The organism is Martelella mangrovi (assembly GCF_040545495.1).
Taxonomy (GTDB): Bacteria; Pseudomonadota; Alphaproteobacteria; order Rhizobiales; family Rhizobiaceae; genus Martelella; species Martelella mangrovi.
Map to the genome: position 1 here is coordinate 376,787 of NZ_JBEPLY010000003.1, position 17,744 is coordinate 394,530.

The 17,744-nt window shown below is 61.2% G+C and carries 14 protein-coding genes; 8 read left to right on the forward strand and 6 right to left on the reverse strand.

Features of this window, described 5'->3' with window-relative positions:
• The first annotated feature begins 8 nt into the window (after positions 1 to 8).
• From ABID12_RS06440 to ABID12_RS06450, 3 genes are all read left to right on the forward strand, one after another.
• Positions 9 to 824 (forward strand): ABC transporter ATP-binding protein, encoded by an 816-nt coding sequence (locus ABID12_RS06440; RefSeq protein ID WP_181190708.1) that lies wholly within the window; start codon positions 9 to 11, stop codon positions 822 to 824.
• A 9-nt stretch (positions 825 to 833) separates the two neighbouring features.
• On the forward strand, positions 834 to 2,204 hold the full coding sequence (locus tag ABID12_RS06445; protein WP_354433547.1) for an MlaD family protein: 1,371 nt from the start codon (positions 834 to 836) through the stop codon (positions 2,202 to 2,204).
• A 157-nt stretch (positions 2,205 to 2,361) separates the two neighbouring features.
• Positions 2,362 to 2,991, forward strand: coding sequence for an ABC-type transport auxiliary lipoprotein family protein (locus ABID12_RS06450; RefSeq protein ID WP_319520377.1), 630 nt, complete (start codon positions 2,362 to 2,364; stop codon positions 2,989 to 2,991).
• A gap of 502 nt (positions 2,992 to 3,493) precedes the next feature.
• Here ABID12_RS06450 and ABID12_RS06455 read toward each other — a convergent pair.
• Complete coding sequence (locus ABID12_RS06455) at positions 3,494 to 9,667, reverse strand: apolipoprotein A-IV repeat region-like domain-containing protein (RefSeq protein WP_354433548.1); 6,174 nt, start codon at positions 9,665 to 9,667, stop codon at positions 3,494 to 3,496.
• Between the two features lie 546 nt (positions 9,668 to 10,213).
• On the opposite strand from ABID12_RS06455, the gene ABID12_RS06460 reads away from it, so the two are divergent.
• The 4 genes from ABID12_RS06460 (at position 10,214) to folK (ending at position 12,338) form a co-directional block, all read left to right on the forward strand.
• Positions 10,214 to 10,534: a 2Fe-2S iron-sulfur cluster-binding protein gene (locus ABID12_RS06460; RefSeq protein ID WP_106304722.1), complete on the forward strand. Its 321-nt coding sequence runs from the start codon at positions 10,214 to 10,216 to the stop codon at positions 10,532 to 10,534.
• 61 nt (positions 10,535 to 10,595) lie between these two features.
• On the forward strand, positions 10,596 to 11,468 hold the full coding sequence (gene folP / locus ABID12_RS06465; protein ID WP_354433549.1) for a dihydropteroate synthase: 873 nt from the start codon (positions 10,596 to 10,598) through the stop codon (positions 11,466 to 11,468).
• Complete coding sequence (gene folB, locus ABID12_RS06470) at positions 11,465 to 11,836, forward strand: dihydroneopterin aldolase (RefSeq protein ID WP_354433550.1); 372 nt, start codon at positions 11,465 to 11,467, stop codon at positions 11,834 to 11,836. Before folP ends, folB begins: the two co-directional genes overlap by 4 nt.
• Positions 11,826 to 12,338, forward strand: coding sequence for a 2-amino-4-hydroxy-6-hydroxymethyldihydropteridine diphosphokinase (gene folK, locus ABID12_RS06475; protein WP_354433551.1), 513 nt, complete (start codon positions 11,826 to 11,828; stop codon positions 12,336 to 12,338). Before folB ends, folK begins: the two co-directional genes overlap by 11 nt.
• Positions 12,339 to 12,344: 6 nt before the next feature.
• On the opposite strand, the gene ABID12_RS06480 is transcribed toward folK, so the two are convergent.
• From ABID12_RS06480 to ABID12_RS06495, 4 genes are all read right to left on the reverse strand, one after another.
• Positions 12,345 to 12,893: a hypothetical protein gene (locus ABID12_RS06480; protein WP_319520373.1), complete on the reverse strand. Its 549-nt coding sequence runs from the start codon at positions 12,891 to 12,893 to the stop codon at positions 12,345 to 12,347.
• A gap of 115 nt (positions 12,894 to 13,008) precedes the next feature.
• Positions 13,009 to 14,076, reverse strand: a complete 1,068-nt coding sequence (locus ABID12_RS06485; protein WP_354433552.1) for a YcjF family protein — start codon at positions 14,074 to 14,076, stop codon at positions 13,009 to 13,011.
• Positions 14,073 to 15,551, reverse strand: a complete 1,479-nt coding sequence (locus tag ABID12_RS06490; protein ID WP_354433553.1) for a YcjX family GTP-binding protein — start codon at positions 15,549 to 15,551, stop codon at positions 14,073 to 14,075. The genes ABID12_RS06485 and ABID12_RS06490 overlap by 4 nt, the downstream gene beginning before the upstream one ends.
• Before the next feature lie 91 nt (positions 15,552 to 15,642).
• Positions 15,643 to 16,152 (reverse strand): SixA phosphatase family protein, encoded by a 510-nt coding sequence (locus tag ABID12_RS06495; RefSeq protein ID WP_354433554.1) that lies wholly within the window; start codon positions 16,150 to 16,152, stop codon positions 15,643 to 15,645.
• Positions 16,153 to 16,573: 421 nt separating this feature from the next.
• On the opposite strand from ABID12_RS06495, the gene dksA reads away from it, so the two are divergent.
• On the forward strand, positions 16,574 to 16,993 hold the full coding sequence (gene dksA / locus ABID12_RS06500) for an RNA polymerase-binding protein DksA (RefSeq protein ID WP_106304699.1): 420 nt from the start codon (positions 16,574 to 16,576) through the stop codon (positions 16,991 to 16,993).
• Between the two features lie 86 nt (positions 16,994 to 17,079).
• Here the strand turns inward: dksA and ABID12_RS06505 are convergent, their stop codons facing one another.
• The gene (locus ABID12_RS06505) at positions 17,080 to 17,439 is read right to left on the reverse strand and encodes a flagellar biosynthetic protein FliO (protein WP_435528180.1); all 360 of its coding nucleotides are present in this window, start codon (positions 17,437 to 17,439) and stop codon (positions 17,080 to 17,082) included.
• Positions 17,440 to 17,744 lie beyond the last annotated feature (305 nt).

Sequence of the window (17,744 nt, forward strand, 5' to 3'; positions counted from 1 at the left end):
AACTGGCGGTGAACCCAGAAACCGAAGACAGGACGGAAGAGGGCAGGCGCAGCATCTTGAGCGTGCGGGGCCTGACCGTGGGATTCGGCGGTCCGACCGTGCTCGAAAATCTCGATCTGGATGTGTATCGCGGTGAAATCCTCGGTTTCGTCGGCGGGTCGGGAACCGGCAAGTCGGTGCTGATGCGCACGGTCTTGAGGTTGAATGCGCGTCAGGCCGGCACAATTTCGATCTTCGGCAGGGATTTCGACAATCTCAGCTATGCCGACAGGCTTTCTGTCGATATGCGCGTCGGCGTGCTGTTTCAGCAGGGCGCGCTGTTTTCCGGCCTGACCGTGCTGGAAAACGTGCAGGTGCCGATGCGGGAATATCTCGATCTGCCGAAGGCGATGATGGACGACCTTGCCCGGCTCAAGATCGAGATGGTGGGGTTGCGGCCGGAGGCAGCGGAGCGTTTTCCCGCGGAGCTGTCGGGCGGCATGATCAAACGCGCGGCGCTGGCGCGCGCCCTGGCGCTCGATCCGGACCTGGTGTTCCTCGACGAACCGACATCGGGTCTTGACCCGATTGGCGCGGCCGAGTTCGATGAGCTGATCGCGCGGTTGCGTGACACGCTCGGCCTTACGGTCTATATGGTGACCCATGACCTCGACAGCCTGCACGCCGTATGTGACAGGATCGCGGTGCTTGGCAAGAAGAAGGTGCTGGTCGAGGGGACGCTCGACAAGATGCTCGCCTTCGACGACCCTTGGGTCCAGAGCTATTTCAGGGGCAAGCGGTCCCGCGCTATTTTCGAAAACGCCGCAAACGGCCAACAGCAGTGACGGGCAGGCATGGAAACCAAAGCTAACTATACCATTGTCGGTTTTTTCGTTCTGCTGGTTCTGGCATCAGCAGCCGGCTTCGTGTTCTGGCTACAGGAATACGGGCGTCAGGGACCGATTGCGGAACTGATCGTGCGTATTCCCGGTTCGGCCAACGGCCTCAGCGTCGGCTCGGCCGTCCGGTTCAACGGTATCCAGGTCGGCTCGATCAAGCGCCTTGAAATCGACCCGGAAGATCCGCGGTTTACGATTGCACGCACCGAGGTCAAGGCTGATACGCCCGTGCATGACAGCACAACCGCCAAGCTGGAGCTGCAGGGGCTGACCGGAACGGGCTATATCGAACTGGCCGCAAATGGCCAGACAGGGCCGAATATCCTCGAAGAAGCGGTCAAGAACGATGAACCCGCCCAGCTGACGGCGGACAAGTCCAGCCTGTCCAATCTGCTGACGACGGCCGACCGGATCATGAAACGGATCGATTCGACGGCAAGCGATGTCCAGAAGCTGGTCGCGGACGTGTCGCCGACCCTGACCAAGACGGTCGGCAATGTCGAAACCTTTACCGAAGCGCTGGCCGACAATTCCGACGAAATCGGCAATTTCCTCGAGACCGTGGGCAAATTGTCGAAGTCCGTCGACAGCCTGTCGGGCCGGCTCGAGACAACGGTGGCCTCGCTCGACAAGGTGATCAATGCGATTGACCCCGACGAGGTGTCCACGATCATCGGCAATGCCAGCACGATTACCACCAATGTCGCGAAGGCCTCGGACGATCTTGACGATGTGATCGCCCAGTTCTCCGAAGCGGTCGACAGCTACAGCAAGTTCGGCAATCAGGCGCATGACATGTTCAAGAAGGTCGATGTGATCGTCTCGTCGATCGACCCGGACAAGGTCGGCTCCTCCGTCGATGACCTTTCCGTCGTCATGGCAGACGCCAAGGATGCCGTTGCATCGATCCGGAATGTCGCCGACAGCATCAACGCCAAGACCGAGAATATCGATACGGCGATCGACAATGTCAGCGAATTGTCGGTCAAGCTCAACGAAGCCTCGACACGGGTCAACGAGGTTCTCGTGAAGGTCGATACCCTTCTCGGGTCCGACGATGTCGATTCGCTCTCTGATCAGGCCCGCAAGACCCTGACGGCGGTGCAGGAAGCGGCTGAAACGCTGAACGCCAGCATCGGCCCGATCACGGCCAATCTCGAGAACTTCTCCGGTTCGGGGCTGCGTGATGTCCGGGGGCTGGTATCGGACACCCGCAGAACCGTCGACAACCTCAACCGCACGATCAATTCGATCAGCAATGATCCGCAGCAGTTCATTTTCGGTTCGGACAATATGAAGACCTATGACGGCCGCAACCGGTATTGATGTTTGTGGGGGGCGGAGCGATCTCGGATGGAGGAAATCACCGACATGACAAAAGCGCGTGCCGCCGGGAAAAGTCGCCAAAGAGGTCTTTGCAATTGTGGCCTTTTTGCCTTACTTCATTGAATTGAATGGATTAGCAGGTCCCAGGAAGGACGGTATGATGTTTTTTGCCGCAGCACAGAGAGCCGGTCGCCTGGCCGGGCCGCTTGTCGGGCTGGGTCTCGTTGTGGCAAGTCTTGGTGGCTGCGCGCTCAGACCGCCGAGCGATACCTTCGACCTGACGGCCAAGGCGGCAACCGAGGTGACGACCACGCGCGCCCGCACCGCCCGGCTGCAGCTTCTTGTGCCCACGCCGTCGGCCATTCAGGTGCTCGACAATCGCGGTATCGTCGTAAGGCTCTCGGGTTCCGAACTCAGGTATCTGGCTGGCGCCCAGTGGAGCGATCTGCTGCCGGCTGTGGTTCAGGCGCGGCTGGTTGCCGGTCTTGAAAATACCGGCCTGTTCGGCGGTGTCGGCATGCCGGGTCAGGGCCTTGCCATCGATTATCAGGTTATCGTGGAAATTCGCGAATTCGCGATTGATGCCGCCGGTCCCGGAACGGCCGACGTCGTGCTGTCGGTCAAGCTTCTCGACGACCGTACCGGTGTCGTCAGGGCGCAGCGGCTGTTTTCCAGCAGCGTCGGCGTCAACGCCTCGGCCTCCAGCGGCGTTCTCGTCGCCGCGCTCGACAATGCCTTTGCCGAAGTGCAGGCCCAGATCGTCGAATGGATTGCCGGTACGCTTTGATATCGGCGCCGGGAGCGGTCCCGTAGCCTTCAACGGTGCATCGTCATCCGCACAGTTGTCCGCTGACAGTGGTTAGCCTGTTGGATGGAAACCGCCACCTTTCACGTCTCCCATCATTTCTGCATTTCCTCATCTGCACAGTGGATGGGCTGGTTGCCGCTTGGCTTTTGATCTGGAGATATTATCGACTGCTGTTGCACAGCAGTTCAGCTCGTTTATGCAGCCTGCAGATCAAACCGGACAGCGAACAACGGCTGAAAGACCTTGTCGCAGACACTCAGAGTTGACCCACCCTATGTCCGTCACCCCGGACCTGATCCGGGGTCCAGGGCCGTGGAACTCTTCGCATGCAAAGGGTCATCTTGATCGTCATCCCATTTGGCCCTGGATACCGGCTCAAGGCCGGTATGACGGAAATGCTTGTGGAAAGCTTTTTCAACAAAAAGGGCGGCCCACTGGAGGCCGCGCCTTTTCATATCCGTATATGCGTTGCCGAATGCGCTTATTTCAGCCGTCCGGCGGCGTGGGCAAGCATGGTGTAGACCTTGCCGGTGTCGGACGTCAGATAGGACTGGATGGCCGTCCGGTCGCGGTTCTTGCGCATGACGTCGGAGAGCAGCTTTTCGAAATCGGCGACATAGCGGTCGACAGCGGTCTTGAACTCGCGATCGCCCTCGTATTTTGCCTTGATCTCGTCGAAGGTGCGCTGCCCCTTCAGCGTGTAGAGCCGGCGGGTGAAGACATCGCGCTCACCCTGCTGGTAACGCCGCCACAGCTCGACCGAAGCATCGTGGTCGATCGCCCGGGCAATATCGACGGAGAGCGAGTTCAGCGAATCGACAACCTGATTGGGCTTGCGCTCGCTGGCAGTTGCCTGTGCGGTCCAGCCGCCGGTTTTCTGGCTGTCGCGCTGCTGACCGGCTTCCTCGCGTGCGGCGGCTCTCAGAAGATCGCTGATCCAGCCTTCGCCACCCGGGGCATTGCTTGCGGCGGTCCGGGTCACGGCCTGCTGCTGGGGTTCGCGGGCAGGCTGTCGGGCGGCCGACGCCGTTGACAGGCTGGCAGCCGCGGGGCCGCTGAGCGAACCGGCAGGCGGGCTGGTGAACGGGCGCTGTGCCGGCGGTTCTTCCTGCTTTTTCGGAGCAGGGCGCGGGGCCTCGGGGGCGGAAATCTGCGACTTCGATGCCGAGATCATGGTCGAGATATCCTGCAGGGCGCGGATCTGGTCTTCCACCGCCTTGCGCATGGCCTGTGCGCTTTCGCGTGCCTCTTCCGGCATGTCGTGAATGCCGCGCTTGACCGCTTCACGCGTATTGTCGAGCTCTGCGCGGATTTCGGCGGAAATTCGCTCGATATCCTGCGTGGCGCTGGAGAACCGTTTGGCGGCATCTTCCACCGAGCCGCGCAGGGTTTCGGCAACGCGCTGGGACATGCTCTCGGCATCCTGGCCCGTCTTTTCCATGGAAGCGGCAACCACAGCACCGACGGCCTGGAGGCTCTTTTCGATCTCCTGCGAGCGATCTGCCAGACCGCTTGAGAGAAGGCCAAGGGCTTCCTGACGTTCGGTAAGCGTGTTGGCGAGGTTCGACTGCGCAGCCTCGATCAGGTTCGATGCGCGGTCGAGAACGCCGGCATGGCTTTCGATCTGGGAGACGAGACCGCGAACGGTTTCCAGCGCACCGGCGGCACTGCCGTCAAGCGCATCGACCTTGCTGCCGAGCAGGTTGCTGGAATTTTCAAGCGATGCGGCCGAACGTTCGGCGGTTTCGCTGATGCGGGCCGCTGTCGTACCGAGCTGTTCGTCGGCAGACGAGAGGCGGGCGGCGGCCTGGTCGACGATGCCGGCCAGCATCTGATGGCTCTGGCTGAGGTGTCCGACAAGCGATTCGACATTGCCGGCAAGCGCGTTGCCGTCCTGCCGCAGCTGCTCGCTGCTTTCCTCGGAGGCCTTGCGGATGCGCTCGGCGGCCACACGGCCGGTTTCGCCATAGCTTTCGATCAGCGGCCGTGCCTTTTCCTCGATCAGGCTGCTGAGCTCGCTGGTATGGCCGGCGAGCATCGAATTCATGTCCCGGGCCCGTTCGTCAAGCGCGCTGCCGACCGCATCGCTGCGCGCGGCCAGAACACGATCGACGGTTCCCAGCGTTTCCTCCAGCGCCTTCATCTGGGCGCCGAGGTTGTCGCGCAGGGACTGTGCCCGTTCCGTCATCGACTGCTCGGATTCGCCAAGACGCTCGGACAGCATGCTGGCTGTACCTGCTATGCCGCTGTTCAGGCGCTCGCCACGTTCGGCCAGCAGCTGTTCGGCATCGCTCATGGTTCGGCGGATGGTCTCGACCTGGTTGTCGATCCGCGCGCTGGTCGCCGATAGGACTTCGGAAATGCGCGTGCTGTTTTCCGATGCATGCTCGCTGACGACGGCTGCCTGATTGGCCAGTTCGGCCTGCATCTGGCGGGCGCGGTCGAAGATTTCGTGGGCGGAGCTTTCCATGCCCTGGCGTGCATTGGCGACAGCGCCGGAAACCTGCTCGGTGAAGTTCTGTCCGGCCTGTTCCAGCTTGAGACGGGCGTCTTCGGCGTTGCGATCCATATCTGCGGATGTTTCGGAAACCGTGTCGCGGATCCGCCCGGCAAGTTCGGCCGTGCGGCGGTCCATGGTGTCGCTGATATTGATGAGACCCTGATCCAGCGCACCCTCCAAACTGGAGAACCGGTTTTCGATGTGCTCCTGTCCCTTGCCGAGGGTTTCGGCAATGGCATTGCGGCGGGCGTCAAGGGTTTCGCCCAGCCGGTTGGAGGCTGCGTCGCTTGCCGTTTCGATCAGGCGGGCCTTTTCGTCGAGCATGCCGCCAAGGCGCTCATCGATCTGCGTGCCGGCCAGCATGAAGGCGTTTTCATGCGTCAGCAGGGTTTCATGGAGGCTGTTTGTGACCGATTCGCCCGCCTGCTCGATGCGTCTGGAATTCTCGCTCAGCGTTTCGTTGATCCGGCTGTGCATTGCCTCCGACGAAGCGGCAAGTTTCTCCGATGCTTCGTGTGCGGTGCGTTCAAAGCCGGCATTCTGGTCCGCAAAGGTGGATTCCAATCGTGCCCGTGTGCTCTCGCCGGTCTCCGCCAGCCGTTCGATATGGTGCGACAGCGAGGAGGTGAGGCGGCTTTCGACGGCGCCACCGGTGTTCTCGATGGCCGCAGCGTGATCGTTGAGCGCCTTGTCCAGGCGGTGACCGGCCTGATCGACAAGTCCCTCGATCCGGAAGGCGCCGGTTTCCACGGTCTGGCTGTGTTTGTCGAGGCTTTCACCAAGCACGCCGAAGGAGGTTTCGACACGGTCGGTCATCGTCTCGGCCGATTGCGTGATCAGACCGGCGGCAGCTGAAACCTTTTCGGCAATCGCGCCGGCGGAACTGCGCAGCCGGCCTTCAAGCGCCATGCCGGCCTTGTCGATGGTTTCGCGCAGAGCGGTTTCACGGCCCTCCAGCGACATTTCCAGCAGGCTGGACGATGCGGCCAGCGTGGCCGAAATGCTGGTGGTTTCATCGGAAAGGGTTTCGGAAATGCTGGCGCTTGCCTGTTTCAGCGCATTTTCAAGCTGGCCCGTGCCTTCGCGCAGGCTGTCGTCGAGACGGATCTGACCATCTTCGTAGGCGCTGCGGATGCCGGCTTCACGGTCGGCAAAGGTCTGGGCGATCCGGCCATCGATTTCGCCAATCCGGCTTTCGAATGCGCCGGTCTGTTCGACAAGCGTGTCCTGCAGCCGCGCGGCGGCCTGTTCGTAGGAGCCGGAAAGACGGTTCTGCCCGTCAAGGAGCGCTTCGGAAAGGCGCGTCGAAGAGGAATCGATCGTCTGGCCGAGGCTTTCCTCGCTGGTCGCCAGTGTGGTCGCCAGCATGATGGCATGGTCGTTCAGGCGCTCGTCGAGACGTTCGGCGGCGCTGTTGAACGAGGCATCGACGCGCTGGCCGGCGCCATCGAGAGTGGCGGCAAAACGTTCATGCCCCTGTTCGACGGTGTTGCCGAGGCGCTGCTCGTGCTGGTCGAAGGTCTGCTCGAACGCGGAGCGTGCCGATGACAGCGTATCCGAAAGCCGCTCGGTTTTTTCGGTAAGCTGCGCTTCGAGGCGTGTGCTTGCACCCGAAAGGGCAGAGGTGATGCCTTCTTCCGTCTCGCCAAGCCGCGAGGTGAAGTGTCCGAGCTGCTGGTCGATGTGGCCGGTCGCTTCGGAGAGCGCATCGTCGAGCCGGCCCTGGCCGTTCTTCAGCGCTTCTTCCAGTTTTGCCGAACGCGCGTCGATCGTTTGTCCGAAGGTGTCCTCAGCGACCGAAAGCGTGGTGGCGAGCATCATCGTCTGCTCGTTCATCTGTTCGCCAAGCCGTTCGGAAGCCGCCAAAATCGCGGCGCTGATGCCGTTTTCACCGTCACCGACCTGCGCATTGAAGCGCTGAAGCTGGGCGTCAAGCCGTTCGGATGCACCCGAGAGCGAACCGTCGAGGCGGTCATGGCCGGTCTTGAGCGTTTCTTCCAGCCTGGCGGAATGCGCGTCGAGGGTCTGTCCGAACGTGTCCTCGCTGATCGACAGCGTGGCAGTCAGAGCGGCCGCATGGTCGTTCATGCGTTCCTGCAGGCGTTCAGACGCACTGTCGAGCAGGGTGGCAATGCCATTTTCGCCGCTGCCCACGCGTTCGTTGAACGTGCCGAGTTGCACATCCAGACGGCTCGATGCATCGCTCAGCGTTCCACTGAGGCGCTCGGTGCCTTCGCGCATGTGGTTTTCGATCTGCGATGCATGGCTTTCCAGCGACATCGCGAAGGATTCCTCGCTGGCCGAAAGCGTCGTGGTCAGCATGATCGCCTGATCATTCATGCGCTCGTTCAGCCGCTCGCCGGATTCCGTCAGCGCGGCGGTGATATTGGCCTCGCCGTCGGCGATCTGCTGGTTGAAGCGCGTGAGCTTTTCGTCCAGTCGCCCGGCCGCATCGGAGAATACCTTTTCGAGACCGGCATGTTCTGCCCCGATGGTTTCGCCGATTTCCTGCGCATGCGTCTTGAGGGTGTCGCCGAGCATGTCCGTCCCGGCCGAAAGCGTTGTCGCCAGCGCCAGAGTGTGGTCGTTCATCCGGTCCTGGATGCGTTCGGACGCATGCGAAAGCATGGTGCCGATACTTGCCTCGCCTTCGGAGAAGGTCTGGTTGAAACGGTTGAGCGTGTTGTCGATCCGGCCTTCCATCGCCCCGCTGCTCTCCTCGAAGGCGCTGGTGAAGGTATCGAGCTTGCTGTCGAGTTCGGTTCCAAGGCGGGCAATGGTGGCGTCGAGACGCTGATCGACATACTGGCCGCGCTCCTCGACCTGCCGGGCGATTTCCGCGTCGGTTTCGCTGATTTGCTGGTTGAAACGGGCCTGGCTTTCGCTGAGCGTGGCCGAAAGGCCGCCGACCACCCGCTCCAGCGCTGCATTCATCGCCGTTTCGCTGTTTTCGGCAACTTCGCGCAGGGTTTCGGTGCGCTTGTCGAGGATTTCCTCAAGCTCGCTGCCGTGCTTGGTCAGGGTGGAGGTCAGCTGCTCGGTCTCATCGTTGAGTGCGGTGGCGCTGGTGTGGAAATCGTCGATCAGCGTGCGGCCGCGTTCATCGAATTTCTGCGACAGATCGTTGAAACGCTTGTCGAACAGGTCGGAAAGCTGGCCATAGCTGTGGTCGAACGCTGTTGTGAGCGTGTTGGAGCGGTCTTCCAGAAGCTCTCCGATCGTCGACACCGCCCGGGCGGTGTTTTCGTCGATCATGGCTGCGCGGGTTTCCAGCATTTCGGCAACGCCATCACCGGCCGTCGTCACCTTGCGCGTGAGTTCGTCCATGACCGTGCCGATTTCGCCCTTGAGTTGGTCGTTGGTTCCCAGGATCGAGGTTCTCAGACGTGCGGCGTGATTGACCACGGCTTCGCGTTCGGCCGTCAGTTCCTGCACCAGATTGCGGATACGCATTTCATTGTCGGCGTAGCTGCGTTCCAGCGCGTTGACTTCGGAATGGACGAGGTTTTCAAGCTCGGAAGCGCGGGCGATGGTGCGCTCGATGCCCTCGTTCATGGCATAGACTTCGCGGCGCACGGCCTGGCTGACATTGCGGACCTGCTGGGCGGCATTTTCGTCCGGATCGGAAAGGCGCAGCGCCACTTCCGCCATCGAGCGGGCGGCATCCTGCATGTCGCGTGCGCGCGCCAGCATGATGTTGAAGGCGTAGAATACGAAGATCGGCGCGACGGTGAGGGCGGCGGCCAGGCCGATGCCGTCGATATTCAGAATGTCGGCAAAGGAGGAGGCATTGAAGATGCGGCTGCCGAAGGCGACCAGCGTGCCGGTAACGCCGAGCGCCAGCCAGCCGGCCGACATGATGGTGGAGTTGCGCAGGGCCTTGACGGTCGAACGGCGCTCAAAGGCGCGCAGCACGCGCTGTGTCGACAGCATGCCCGGATCATTGGCAGGCCGGAAGGCGGGCGATTTCGGGCGCGGGGCGCTGGCACGGTCTTCCTGGGGGCGGGCGGCCTTTTCGTCCGCGCGCCCGGTCGTGGTGTCCTTGCGCGCCGTCCCGGCGTCCGTGCCGGTTTCCGCCGCACCGGAAGACAGTGCATCTTCAAGCGCGTGAAGTGCCTGATCATCGAGCGAAGAGCCGCCAGATTGTTTCGCCATGGATACGCCTCGTGACACATGGGCCGTCTTCTGCTCCTCGCCGTTCGCTGAGGCGCATAGATGACCCGAAACTTCCAAACCGGAAAACGTCACGGCCTTGCAGGGCACGCAATCATATCTCCGGCACACAGGTTCGAAACAGCCACCAAATGCCTTGCAATCAAAGCCTTCCGCGTCCGGGAAAGGCAGTAAAAGACAGGCAAATGTCTTCTATTTCAAGGGATTACCCCCGTTTTCAATCGCACATTCGCTATAGCCGCACAACATTATCCCGCCTTCCAGATTGCGCCGAAAATGGGATCGACGCGCAAATGACATTGCCGGGAGCCGCAAAAAGCGATCAAATTCCGTCATTTAGCAAATATTAACCATAATGCGCCTTTTCTGAGGCTTTCCACAATGATCGGGATCTTTCAGCCGGTATTTTTGCCGTGTCCGCTGCAGGGCGGAAGGGCCGCGGGCGGCATATGTTGACTGTGCCTGCGTTATGGAGGAAGAACCGTTGAAGTCCGCCGCCGTCCGGCAATTGATACACAGGTTCACGACATGCTCAAACTGACATTCATCGGCAATGATGACACCGTTTATAACCTTGAGGTGGAAGACGGTTCCACTGTCATGGAAAATGCCGTGCGCAACGGCGTTCCCGGAATTGTTGCCGAATGCGGCGGCGCATGTGCCTGCGCAACCTGTCATGTCTATGTCGATGAAGCCTGGATCGAAAAGGTTGGCGAACCCGAGCCGATGGAAGAAGACATGCTCGATTTCGCCATCGATCCCCGCGCCAATTCGCGGCTGTCCTGTCAGATCAACATGTGCGCCGAATTCGATGGACTGACGGTGCGCGTGCCGGACGAACAGGGCTGACGGACAGACACTGGCCCTGCAGGCAAGCGGCAGGCAGATCACGAAAAGGGGAAAGCCGCCGATGACGTCAGCCACAAAATGCTGTTTCAGGCAGCGCGTGCTTGACTGCGCGCACGGACGCACACTCACGCTCGGCCCTGCTGGGGTGCTGATGGCGATCATCAATGTGACGCCGGATTCCTTTTCGGATGGCGGACAGTTTGCCGATACCGCCGCCGTCGTCGATTACGCCGACGCAGCCATTGCCGCCGGGGCCGGCATTCTCGATATCGGCGGTGAATCGACGCGCCCCGGCGCATCGCCGGTTTCGCCCGAGGCGGAGCAGGAACGGGTGCTGCCGGTGATTGCGGCGCTGGCCGAAAAGACCGACGCGCTTCTTTCCGTCGACACCTATCGCGCCGAAACCGCGCGCCTTGCTGTTAACACCGGCGCCCACATCATCAATGACGTGACCGGCGGGACGGGCGAACCGGACATTCTGAACGCCGCCGCCGAAACGGGCGCCGGTTATTGCCTCATGCACACCAGCCGTGGCCGCGACACGCTTGCCGACCCGGTGGCCGATCAGCTGTTCTTTCTGGAAGAAGCGCTTGGTGCGGCGCGTGCCGCCGGTGTCAAGCAAACGCAGCTGGCGATCGATCCCGGTTTCGGCTTCGGCAAGGGCGTGGATGAGAACCTCGCCATCATGGCCCATATGGATGCGCTTCAGGTGTTCGATCTGCCGATTCTGGTCGGCACGTCGCGCAAACGCTTTGTCGGCGCGGTTGGCGGCGGCGAGGACAATCTAACCCGCGATTTCGCAACAGCGGCGACCACCACGCTGACGCGCCTTGCCGGCGGCGCGATCTTCCGCGTTCACAATGTCGGTGCCAGCCGCGCGGCACTCGCATTCGCCGATGCCATGATCGCGCGGCGCTACGGAGATCTGTCATGAGCGGCCGCTATACCATTACACTGAAGAACTGCGCCTTTTTCTCCACCCATGGCGTGATGGAGGAGGAAGAGCGGCTCGGCCAGCGCTTCTATATCGACGTCACCATGCATATCGACGACGAGGCGGCATTGCTGCATGACGATTTTTCCGATGCCGTTGATTACGGCGAGGTGTACCGGCTGATCAGCGACGTGGTGACCGGACGCCGCTTCAAGCTGATCGAGGCGCTGGCGCACGCCATCGCCGTTTCGGTTTCGCAGCATTACGATGCGATCGGGCGGATCGAGGTGGCCGTGCGCAAGCCTTCGGCTCCGGTGCCCGGCCTGCTCGACCATGCCGAGGCGAGGGTGGATTACAATGTCCGCTGAAGAGGTGAGGGCCGCACTCGGCCTTGGCGGCAATCTGGGAGAGCCGGCAGAGGCCATGGCGCGGGCGCTGGCCATGCTCGATGCGGACCCTCAGACACAGGTCGTGGCGGTTTCCAGGCTCTATCGCACGCCGCCCTGGGGCCCGGTTGCCCAGCCGCCATTCGTCAATTGCTGTGCCCTGATCGAAACAGGGCGGCCGGCAGAAGACCTGATGCGGTTTTGCCTTGATATCGAAAAGCGGCTGAAACGGGTTCGCGACCAGCGCTGGGGCCCACGCCTCATCGATATCGATATTCTCACCTTTGGAAATTTGACGCAGGAAAGCGCGCTTCTCACCGTTCCGCATCCGCGCATGAGCGAACGCGGCTTTGTGCTCGTGCCGCTGTCGGAGATCGCGCCGGATATTGTCGTCGGAAAGCGAAAGGTTTCCGACTGGCTGAACGACGTGGATACCGCAGATATCAGCCCTGCAAGCGATGACGGTTCGTGGTGGAAAAGCTGAAAGGCGCTATTTGACCGCGCCGACGGCTAGCGGGTCCGTCTGCCGTTTCAAAGACAGCCCGATCACCGGCACATAGCGCGTGCCACCCTTGATCAGCAGGGTGATGTCGAGGTCTTCGGCGCCGACCAGGCTGGTGACCAGCGCGCCTTCGACATCCTTGCGCCTGAGTGCGATCACCGCACGGCCGTCTTCCACCGATCCGCCGGTAACCGCCAGGCCGTCACCATCCTCGCCGTCGAGAAAATGTCCGCGATAGCCGTCGTCTTCGCGAATGAAGACGGCTGTCATCGGATGGGAAAACAGTCCTGCGCGGCATTTTCCGTCGAGCTTGAAGCCCTGATGTTCGCCCTCGATTGGCAATCCATCGAGCTTGCAGCGGAAGCGCGTGCCCTTCATCTTGCCCTCGACGATTTTGCCGTGGCCGGACCATTTTCCCGCAACCTGCCGGAAAAAGGCGCTGTCGTCGCTTTCGGCCGCCGCGCCGAAGGGCGTTGCCGCAATCAGGGCGGCAGCGAAGATGGCGGAACTGAGAAGGCGCTCTGGCCGTCGTGTCATCATGGCGTTTCCGGTCAACTGCGGGATGCGCAGACATGTTCTTGTCGAGCGTCAAGAATGACCGGGAAACGTTAAGCTTTGGTTGTCCTGCCCGTATCGCGGGCAGGGGACGCCATCAGGACTTTGAAAGGTCGCTCTTTTCGCCGGGGCCGAGATCGCTGATGAAATCGCCGATGCCGGGTCGTTTGAGCGCGGTAAAGGGCATCGGGCGGCAAAGGTCCATGGCGGCAATGCCGATGCGCGCGGTCATCAGCCCGTTGATCATGCCTTCGCCGAACCGGGCGGAGAGCTTGGAGGCAAGCCCGTGCCCCAGCACCTGCTGGACCAGACTGTCGCCAACGGCAATGGAGCCGGTGACGGCAAGGTGGGCCAGCACGTCCCGGATCAGCCGGAACAGGCCGATTGAACCGGGGCGACCGCCGTAAAGCTCGGCCATATTGCGGATCAGCCGGATCGATTCGTAGAAGACATACAGAATATCGACGGCGGCACGCGGGCTGATGGCGGTGACCACGGATACGCGCTTGGAAGCGTTGAGGATCAGCGCGCGGGCCTTGATGTCGAGCGGCGCCATCATCTCACGTTCGCAAAACTCCACCAGTTGGGGGGCATCCACGATTGCGTCGTCGAGTTCGCTGAGGCGCTGTCGGCCGTGCGCGGTTTCGGCCTTGTCGGCAACCAGGGTGGCCAGCTCGCTGACGGCCTTGCGGGCGGCGTGCGCATCGCGCCCGGCATGGGCCTCTGCCAAACGCAGCTTGATGTGCTGGATGGCGCCGAGCCTGAGGATCGCGATTGCCTCGCGGACAGCGATCACGATGGCCGCAACAACGCCGATGACGACAGCACCGAGCGCCAGCCAGCCAAGCCAGGGGGCGCGGGCGAACAGACTGCGCACGAGGTCGTCGATCCACAGCCCGATTGCCAGCGACAGCACGATGCCGAAGGCGGCGGCGGCAAGCTTTGCAAACGAGAAGCCGCGTTTCTTCATCGTCGCGACCGGCGGTTCGCCGTCTTCGTCGGCAATGGTTCCGGCCTCTCCCAGAAACGGATCTTCCGCCTCGGGCGTCATGCGAACGTCGGGATCGTCGAAATGGCGCGGCTTGCGGTGCGGGGCGGCCTCGTCGCTGCGTTTTTCATCCTCGACATCGAAGACGGCGGGCTTGCGCGGTTCGTTCGGGGTCATGCCAGCCTGTCTCCCACCAGAAACTGCAATACGCGATCAAGACGGATATGGGGGATCGAAAGGCCGCCTTCCTGACTGTCTGTGTCAATCTCGGGCGGGCGAAACCGCACGGCATTGATGTCGGCGAGGTGTTCCGGCGCCTTGCCTCCGCGCCGGAGCAGCCGGAAAAACGCATCGGGATTGGCGGGAAGGTCACCCGGGAAGATCGCGGTTTTCCGTTTCCCGTCAAATGTTTCGGCGCCGATCTTCTCACCGCTCATGGGCGTTCCCACGATGACCGGAAGCTGACTGGACCCGCTTTCGACGGAGGCCTCCCGCGTTGCCCGGACCGAGGCGATTGCCATCACCTCGATGCCGGCGCCTGAGGCGCCGATGGTGTTTGTGGCATCGTCCACCAGGCGGCGGGTCAGTTTCTCCAGCCGGTCATGGCTTTCATGATGCAGGTGATCAGCCTTGGTTGCGGCAATCAGCACGCGGTCGATCCGCCGGCGCACAAGGGAGGACAGCCAGGTGTTGCGGCCGGGCCGGAAACAGGCCAGCACCTCGGAAAGCGCATGTTCCAGATCGGCCACCGCTTCCGGGCCGCGGCTTAATGCCTGAAGCGTGTCGACCAGTACGATCTGGCGGTCGAGGCGGGCGAAGTGATTGCGGAAGAACGGTTTGACGACGACGGATTTATAGGCCTCGTAACGCCGCTCCATCAGTGCGCCAAGCGAGCCCCGTTTCGGCTTTTCCGCGCCTAGGCCTGCAAGCGGCGCGAAGGTCAGGGCCGGTGACCCTTCAAGATCGCCGGGCATCAGAAAACGGCCGGGCGGCAGGGTGGACAGCGAGTGCTCGTCTGCCCGGCATGCTCTCAGATAGGCGGTGAAGGCCTCATTGAGCGCCTTTACGGTCTTTTCATCCGCCGGCGCGTCATAGTCGCACTCGGCGCAGAGACCGAGCCAGTCACGGGCAAGGGCTGCCCGCACGCCGGTTTTGGCGCTGGCTTCGGTCTGCGCCGAAAACGTCGCGAAATCCTGGCCGAGAAGGGGCAAGTCCAGCAGCCATTCGCCGGGATAATCGACAATATCGATGGCGATCCGGCCGCGCGAAAACATCCGGTTCCAGCGGCTGGCGCTCTGATATTCGATGATCAGCCGCAATTCGGAAATCGCACGGGTCGAATCGGGCCAGATCCGTTCATCCACCAGCCGGTCGATATGGGTTTCATAATCGAATCGTGGGATCTGGTCGTCCGGCTGCTCGTCGAGGCGCACATTGGAAAGCCGGCCCGAACGCATGGCCTCGAACATCGGCAGCCGGCCGCGATGGATGAGGTTGTGGACCAGAGCGGCGATGAAGACGGTCTTGCCGGCGCGCGACAGCCCCGTGACGCCCAGTCGCAACGTCGGCTGAACTATGTCGGATGCACGATCGGTAATGGTGTCGAGCGTAAGTCTGGCATTATCGCCAAACGACGTATGGATCGGCGTCAAGATCGGCTTCCTTTCGCGGTTCAGACCGCAATATAGGCAAGGCCGGCGCGCGATAAAAGGCGGTTCGGGGAGAGCTGTCCGTTCCGTGGTGTCAGGGGGCGAGGAAGGCGGTCACCTTCCACTCCGGCAGACCGTTTCCCGTGTTGCCGCTATGATCGAGCACGGCAACGCCGGCGGTGGGGAAACCATAGGGACAGGTGACGTTGAAGGCTTCATATCCCACAAGCATCAGAAGTGTTTCCTCGATGCCCGGATTGTGTCCGCAGATCATCACCGACTGGCGGTCGGCGTGGTCGGAAATCGCCTCGATATAGGTGACCGGGGCCGCCTGGTAGAAATCGTCGATGAAACGGCAGGACGGCCGGCGATCCAGCGCACGATAGGCCGCATCGGCAGTCTGGCGGCAGCGCATGGCCGAGGAGGACAGGATGATCTCGGGCAAGTACTGTTCTTCCTTCAACCGCTGCGCCATGGCATCGGCGTCATCGACCCCGCGCTTTGACAGCGGACGCTCGAAGTCGCGCATGGTCGGCTCCGGCCAGACGGCCTGGGCGTGCCGGAAAAGATAGATCCGTTCAGGGTGAGGGCTGATCGTCGACATTGCTCATCTCGAAGCGGCATGAAGCGGTTTCGGCGGTGCTTTATCCACCATTGCGGCAGAGCAGCAGGTTCGAACATGTCCTTACCATGAAATTTACGCAAGGCCCTGCGTTTTTTTTGCCGCAGTGGATGACGTTGTTTTGAAAAAGCGCACGGGACAATCCGGCTGGATTCCGGGCATCTTTCAGGGCATCTGTCAGCAGTGCGGGAAAAAATCGACCTTCCGAAGGCGCGGTAAAACCGGGCGTTGCAGGTGTCGATGAAAGATTTGTGGCAGTTGCCTTCTTTTTTTGCAGAAAATCCAGAAACCCGGCCTAAATTTTCAACAGTTATTAAAGTGCTCAAATTTACAGCAGAGACTTGAATTATCAGGTTTGTTTGGGATATACAGCGCCCGTGGGGTGTTGTTCAGGAGAATGGCTTTGAACAAGAACATTGATCTTAGTAGCTATGTTCTCTCCGATAACGAAGAGTTCATGAATCCCAATCAGCGGGCCTATTTCCGCGCGAAACTTATCGCCTGGAAAAACGACATTTTGCGGGAAGCCCGTGAAACGCTCGATAATCTGGCGGCCGAAAACGCCAATCATCCGGACCTTGCAGACCGGGCCTCTTCCGAAACCGACCGATCCATCGAACTGAGAGCGAGAGACCGTCAGCGCAAGCTGATCTCGAAGATCGATGCTGCACTGCGTCGGATCGACGACGGGACATACGGCTATTGCGAGGAAACCGGTGAGCCGATCGGCCTGCGGCGACTTGATGCTCGACCGATCGCGACATTGTCGATCGAGGCACAGGAACGCCACGAGCGACGCGAAAAAGTTTACCGCGACGAATAGCATAACACATCAAAAGGCCGCGCCCGATCAGGACGCGGCCTTTTGGTTTCCGGTCCGGGCCCTCCGGTCCGGCAAGCGGCGAATCATCAGGCGTCGCGCTGCTCTTCCTTCGGTTTTTGATTTTCGCTTCCGGCGGCCGGCTGGCCGGCTTCGTGCCGGTGGCGCGTTCCGATGGGCGCCGGAATCCGCGTTTCAAGCAGAATATCGTTGGGGCCGCCGATCATGACGAGATGCTCGACATTATCGCGGCGAACCAGAACGACGCGCCTGCGGGCATCAACGGCTGCGGCATCCACCACATAAAGGCGCGGCCTTCTGTTCTTGCCGCCCTTGATGAACGGGTGAGGCGGTCTGTGGCGCAGAAGAAACCAGATTGCCAGGACGGCCAGAAGAATGATGCCGAATGACAGCAGCGGGAAATCGAAAATGGCGTTGCTGAAGGTCATGTCTCCCATCGCTTGTCTTTCACCCGGTGGTTTTTCTGGATTGTGGATCTGAAATGATTGTGCGCTTTGATGTTATGCGCATATCTGAATGGAATATCAACTTTCCGGACAGTTCCTTCAAGCTTCAGCCGCAACTGACAATCCGGCGTCCACGGTTTTGCGCGAATCACACTCAAAATTAAGCTTTTCCGGCTATTGTCCGCCGCCATAATGGAAGAAGTCTGGCCTTCGGGCCGGGCTTGGGTTCGCGCTGCGGGCGGCGGTGTTTTTATCCGTCTGCGAACCGGATAGGACTGAATGAATGT

Excerpts from the sequence above, each read along its gene's own strand:
- ABID12_RS06450 (WP_319520377.1), top strand. The coding sequence starts at position 2,362 with ATGATGTTTTTTGCCGCAGCACAGAGAGCCGGTCGCCTGGCCGGGCCG.
- ABID12_RS06480 (WP_319520373.1), bottom strand. The coding sequence starts at position 12,893 with ATGACACGACGGCCAGAGCGCCTTCTCAGTTCCGCCATCTTCGCTGCC.
- folB (WP_354433550.1), top strand. The coding sequence starts at position 11,465 with ATGAGCGGCCGCTATACCATTACACTGAAGAACTGCGCCTTTTTCTCC.
- ABID12_RS06485 (WP_354433552.1), bottom strand. The coding sequence starts at position 14,076 with ATGACCCCGAACGAACCGCGCAAGCCCGCCGTCTTCGATGTCGAGGAT.
- ABID12_RS06455 (WP_354433548.1), bottom strand. The coding sequence starts at position 9,667 with ATGGCGAAACAATCTGGCGGCTCTTCGCTCGATGATCAGGCACTTCAC.
- ABID12_RS06445 (WP_354433547.1), top strand. The coding sequence starts at position 834 with ATGGAAACCAAAGCTAACTATACCATTGTCGGTTTTTTCGTTCTGCTG.
- ABID12_RS06505 (WP_435528180.1), bottom strand. The coding sequence starts at position 17,439 with ATGACCTTCAGCAACGCCATTTTCGATTTCCCGCTGCTGTCATTCGGC.
- ABID12_RS06495 (WP_354433554.1), bottom strand. The coding sequence starts at position 16,152 with ATGTCGACGATCAGCCCTCACCCTGAACGGATCTATCTTTTCCGGCAC.
- ABID12_RS06460 (WP_106304722.1), top strand. The coding sequence starts at position 10,214 with ATGCTCAAACTGACATTCATCGGCAATGATGACACCGTTTATAACCTT.
- folK (WP_354433551.1), top strand. The coding sequence starts at position 11,826 with ATGTCCGCTGAAGAGGTGAGGGCCGCACTCGGCCTTGGCGGCAATCTG.
- folP (WP_354433549.1), top strand. The coding sequence starts at position 10,596 with ATGACGTCAGCCACAAAATGCTGTTTCAGGCAGCGCGTGCTTGACTGC.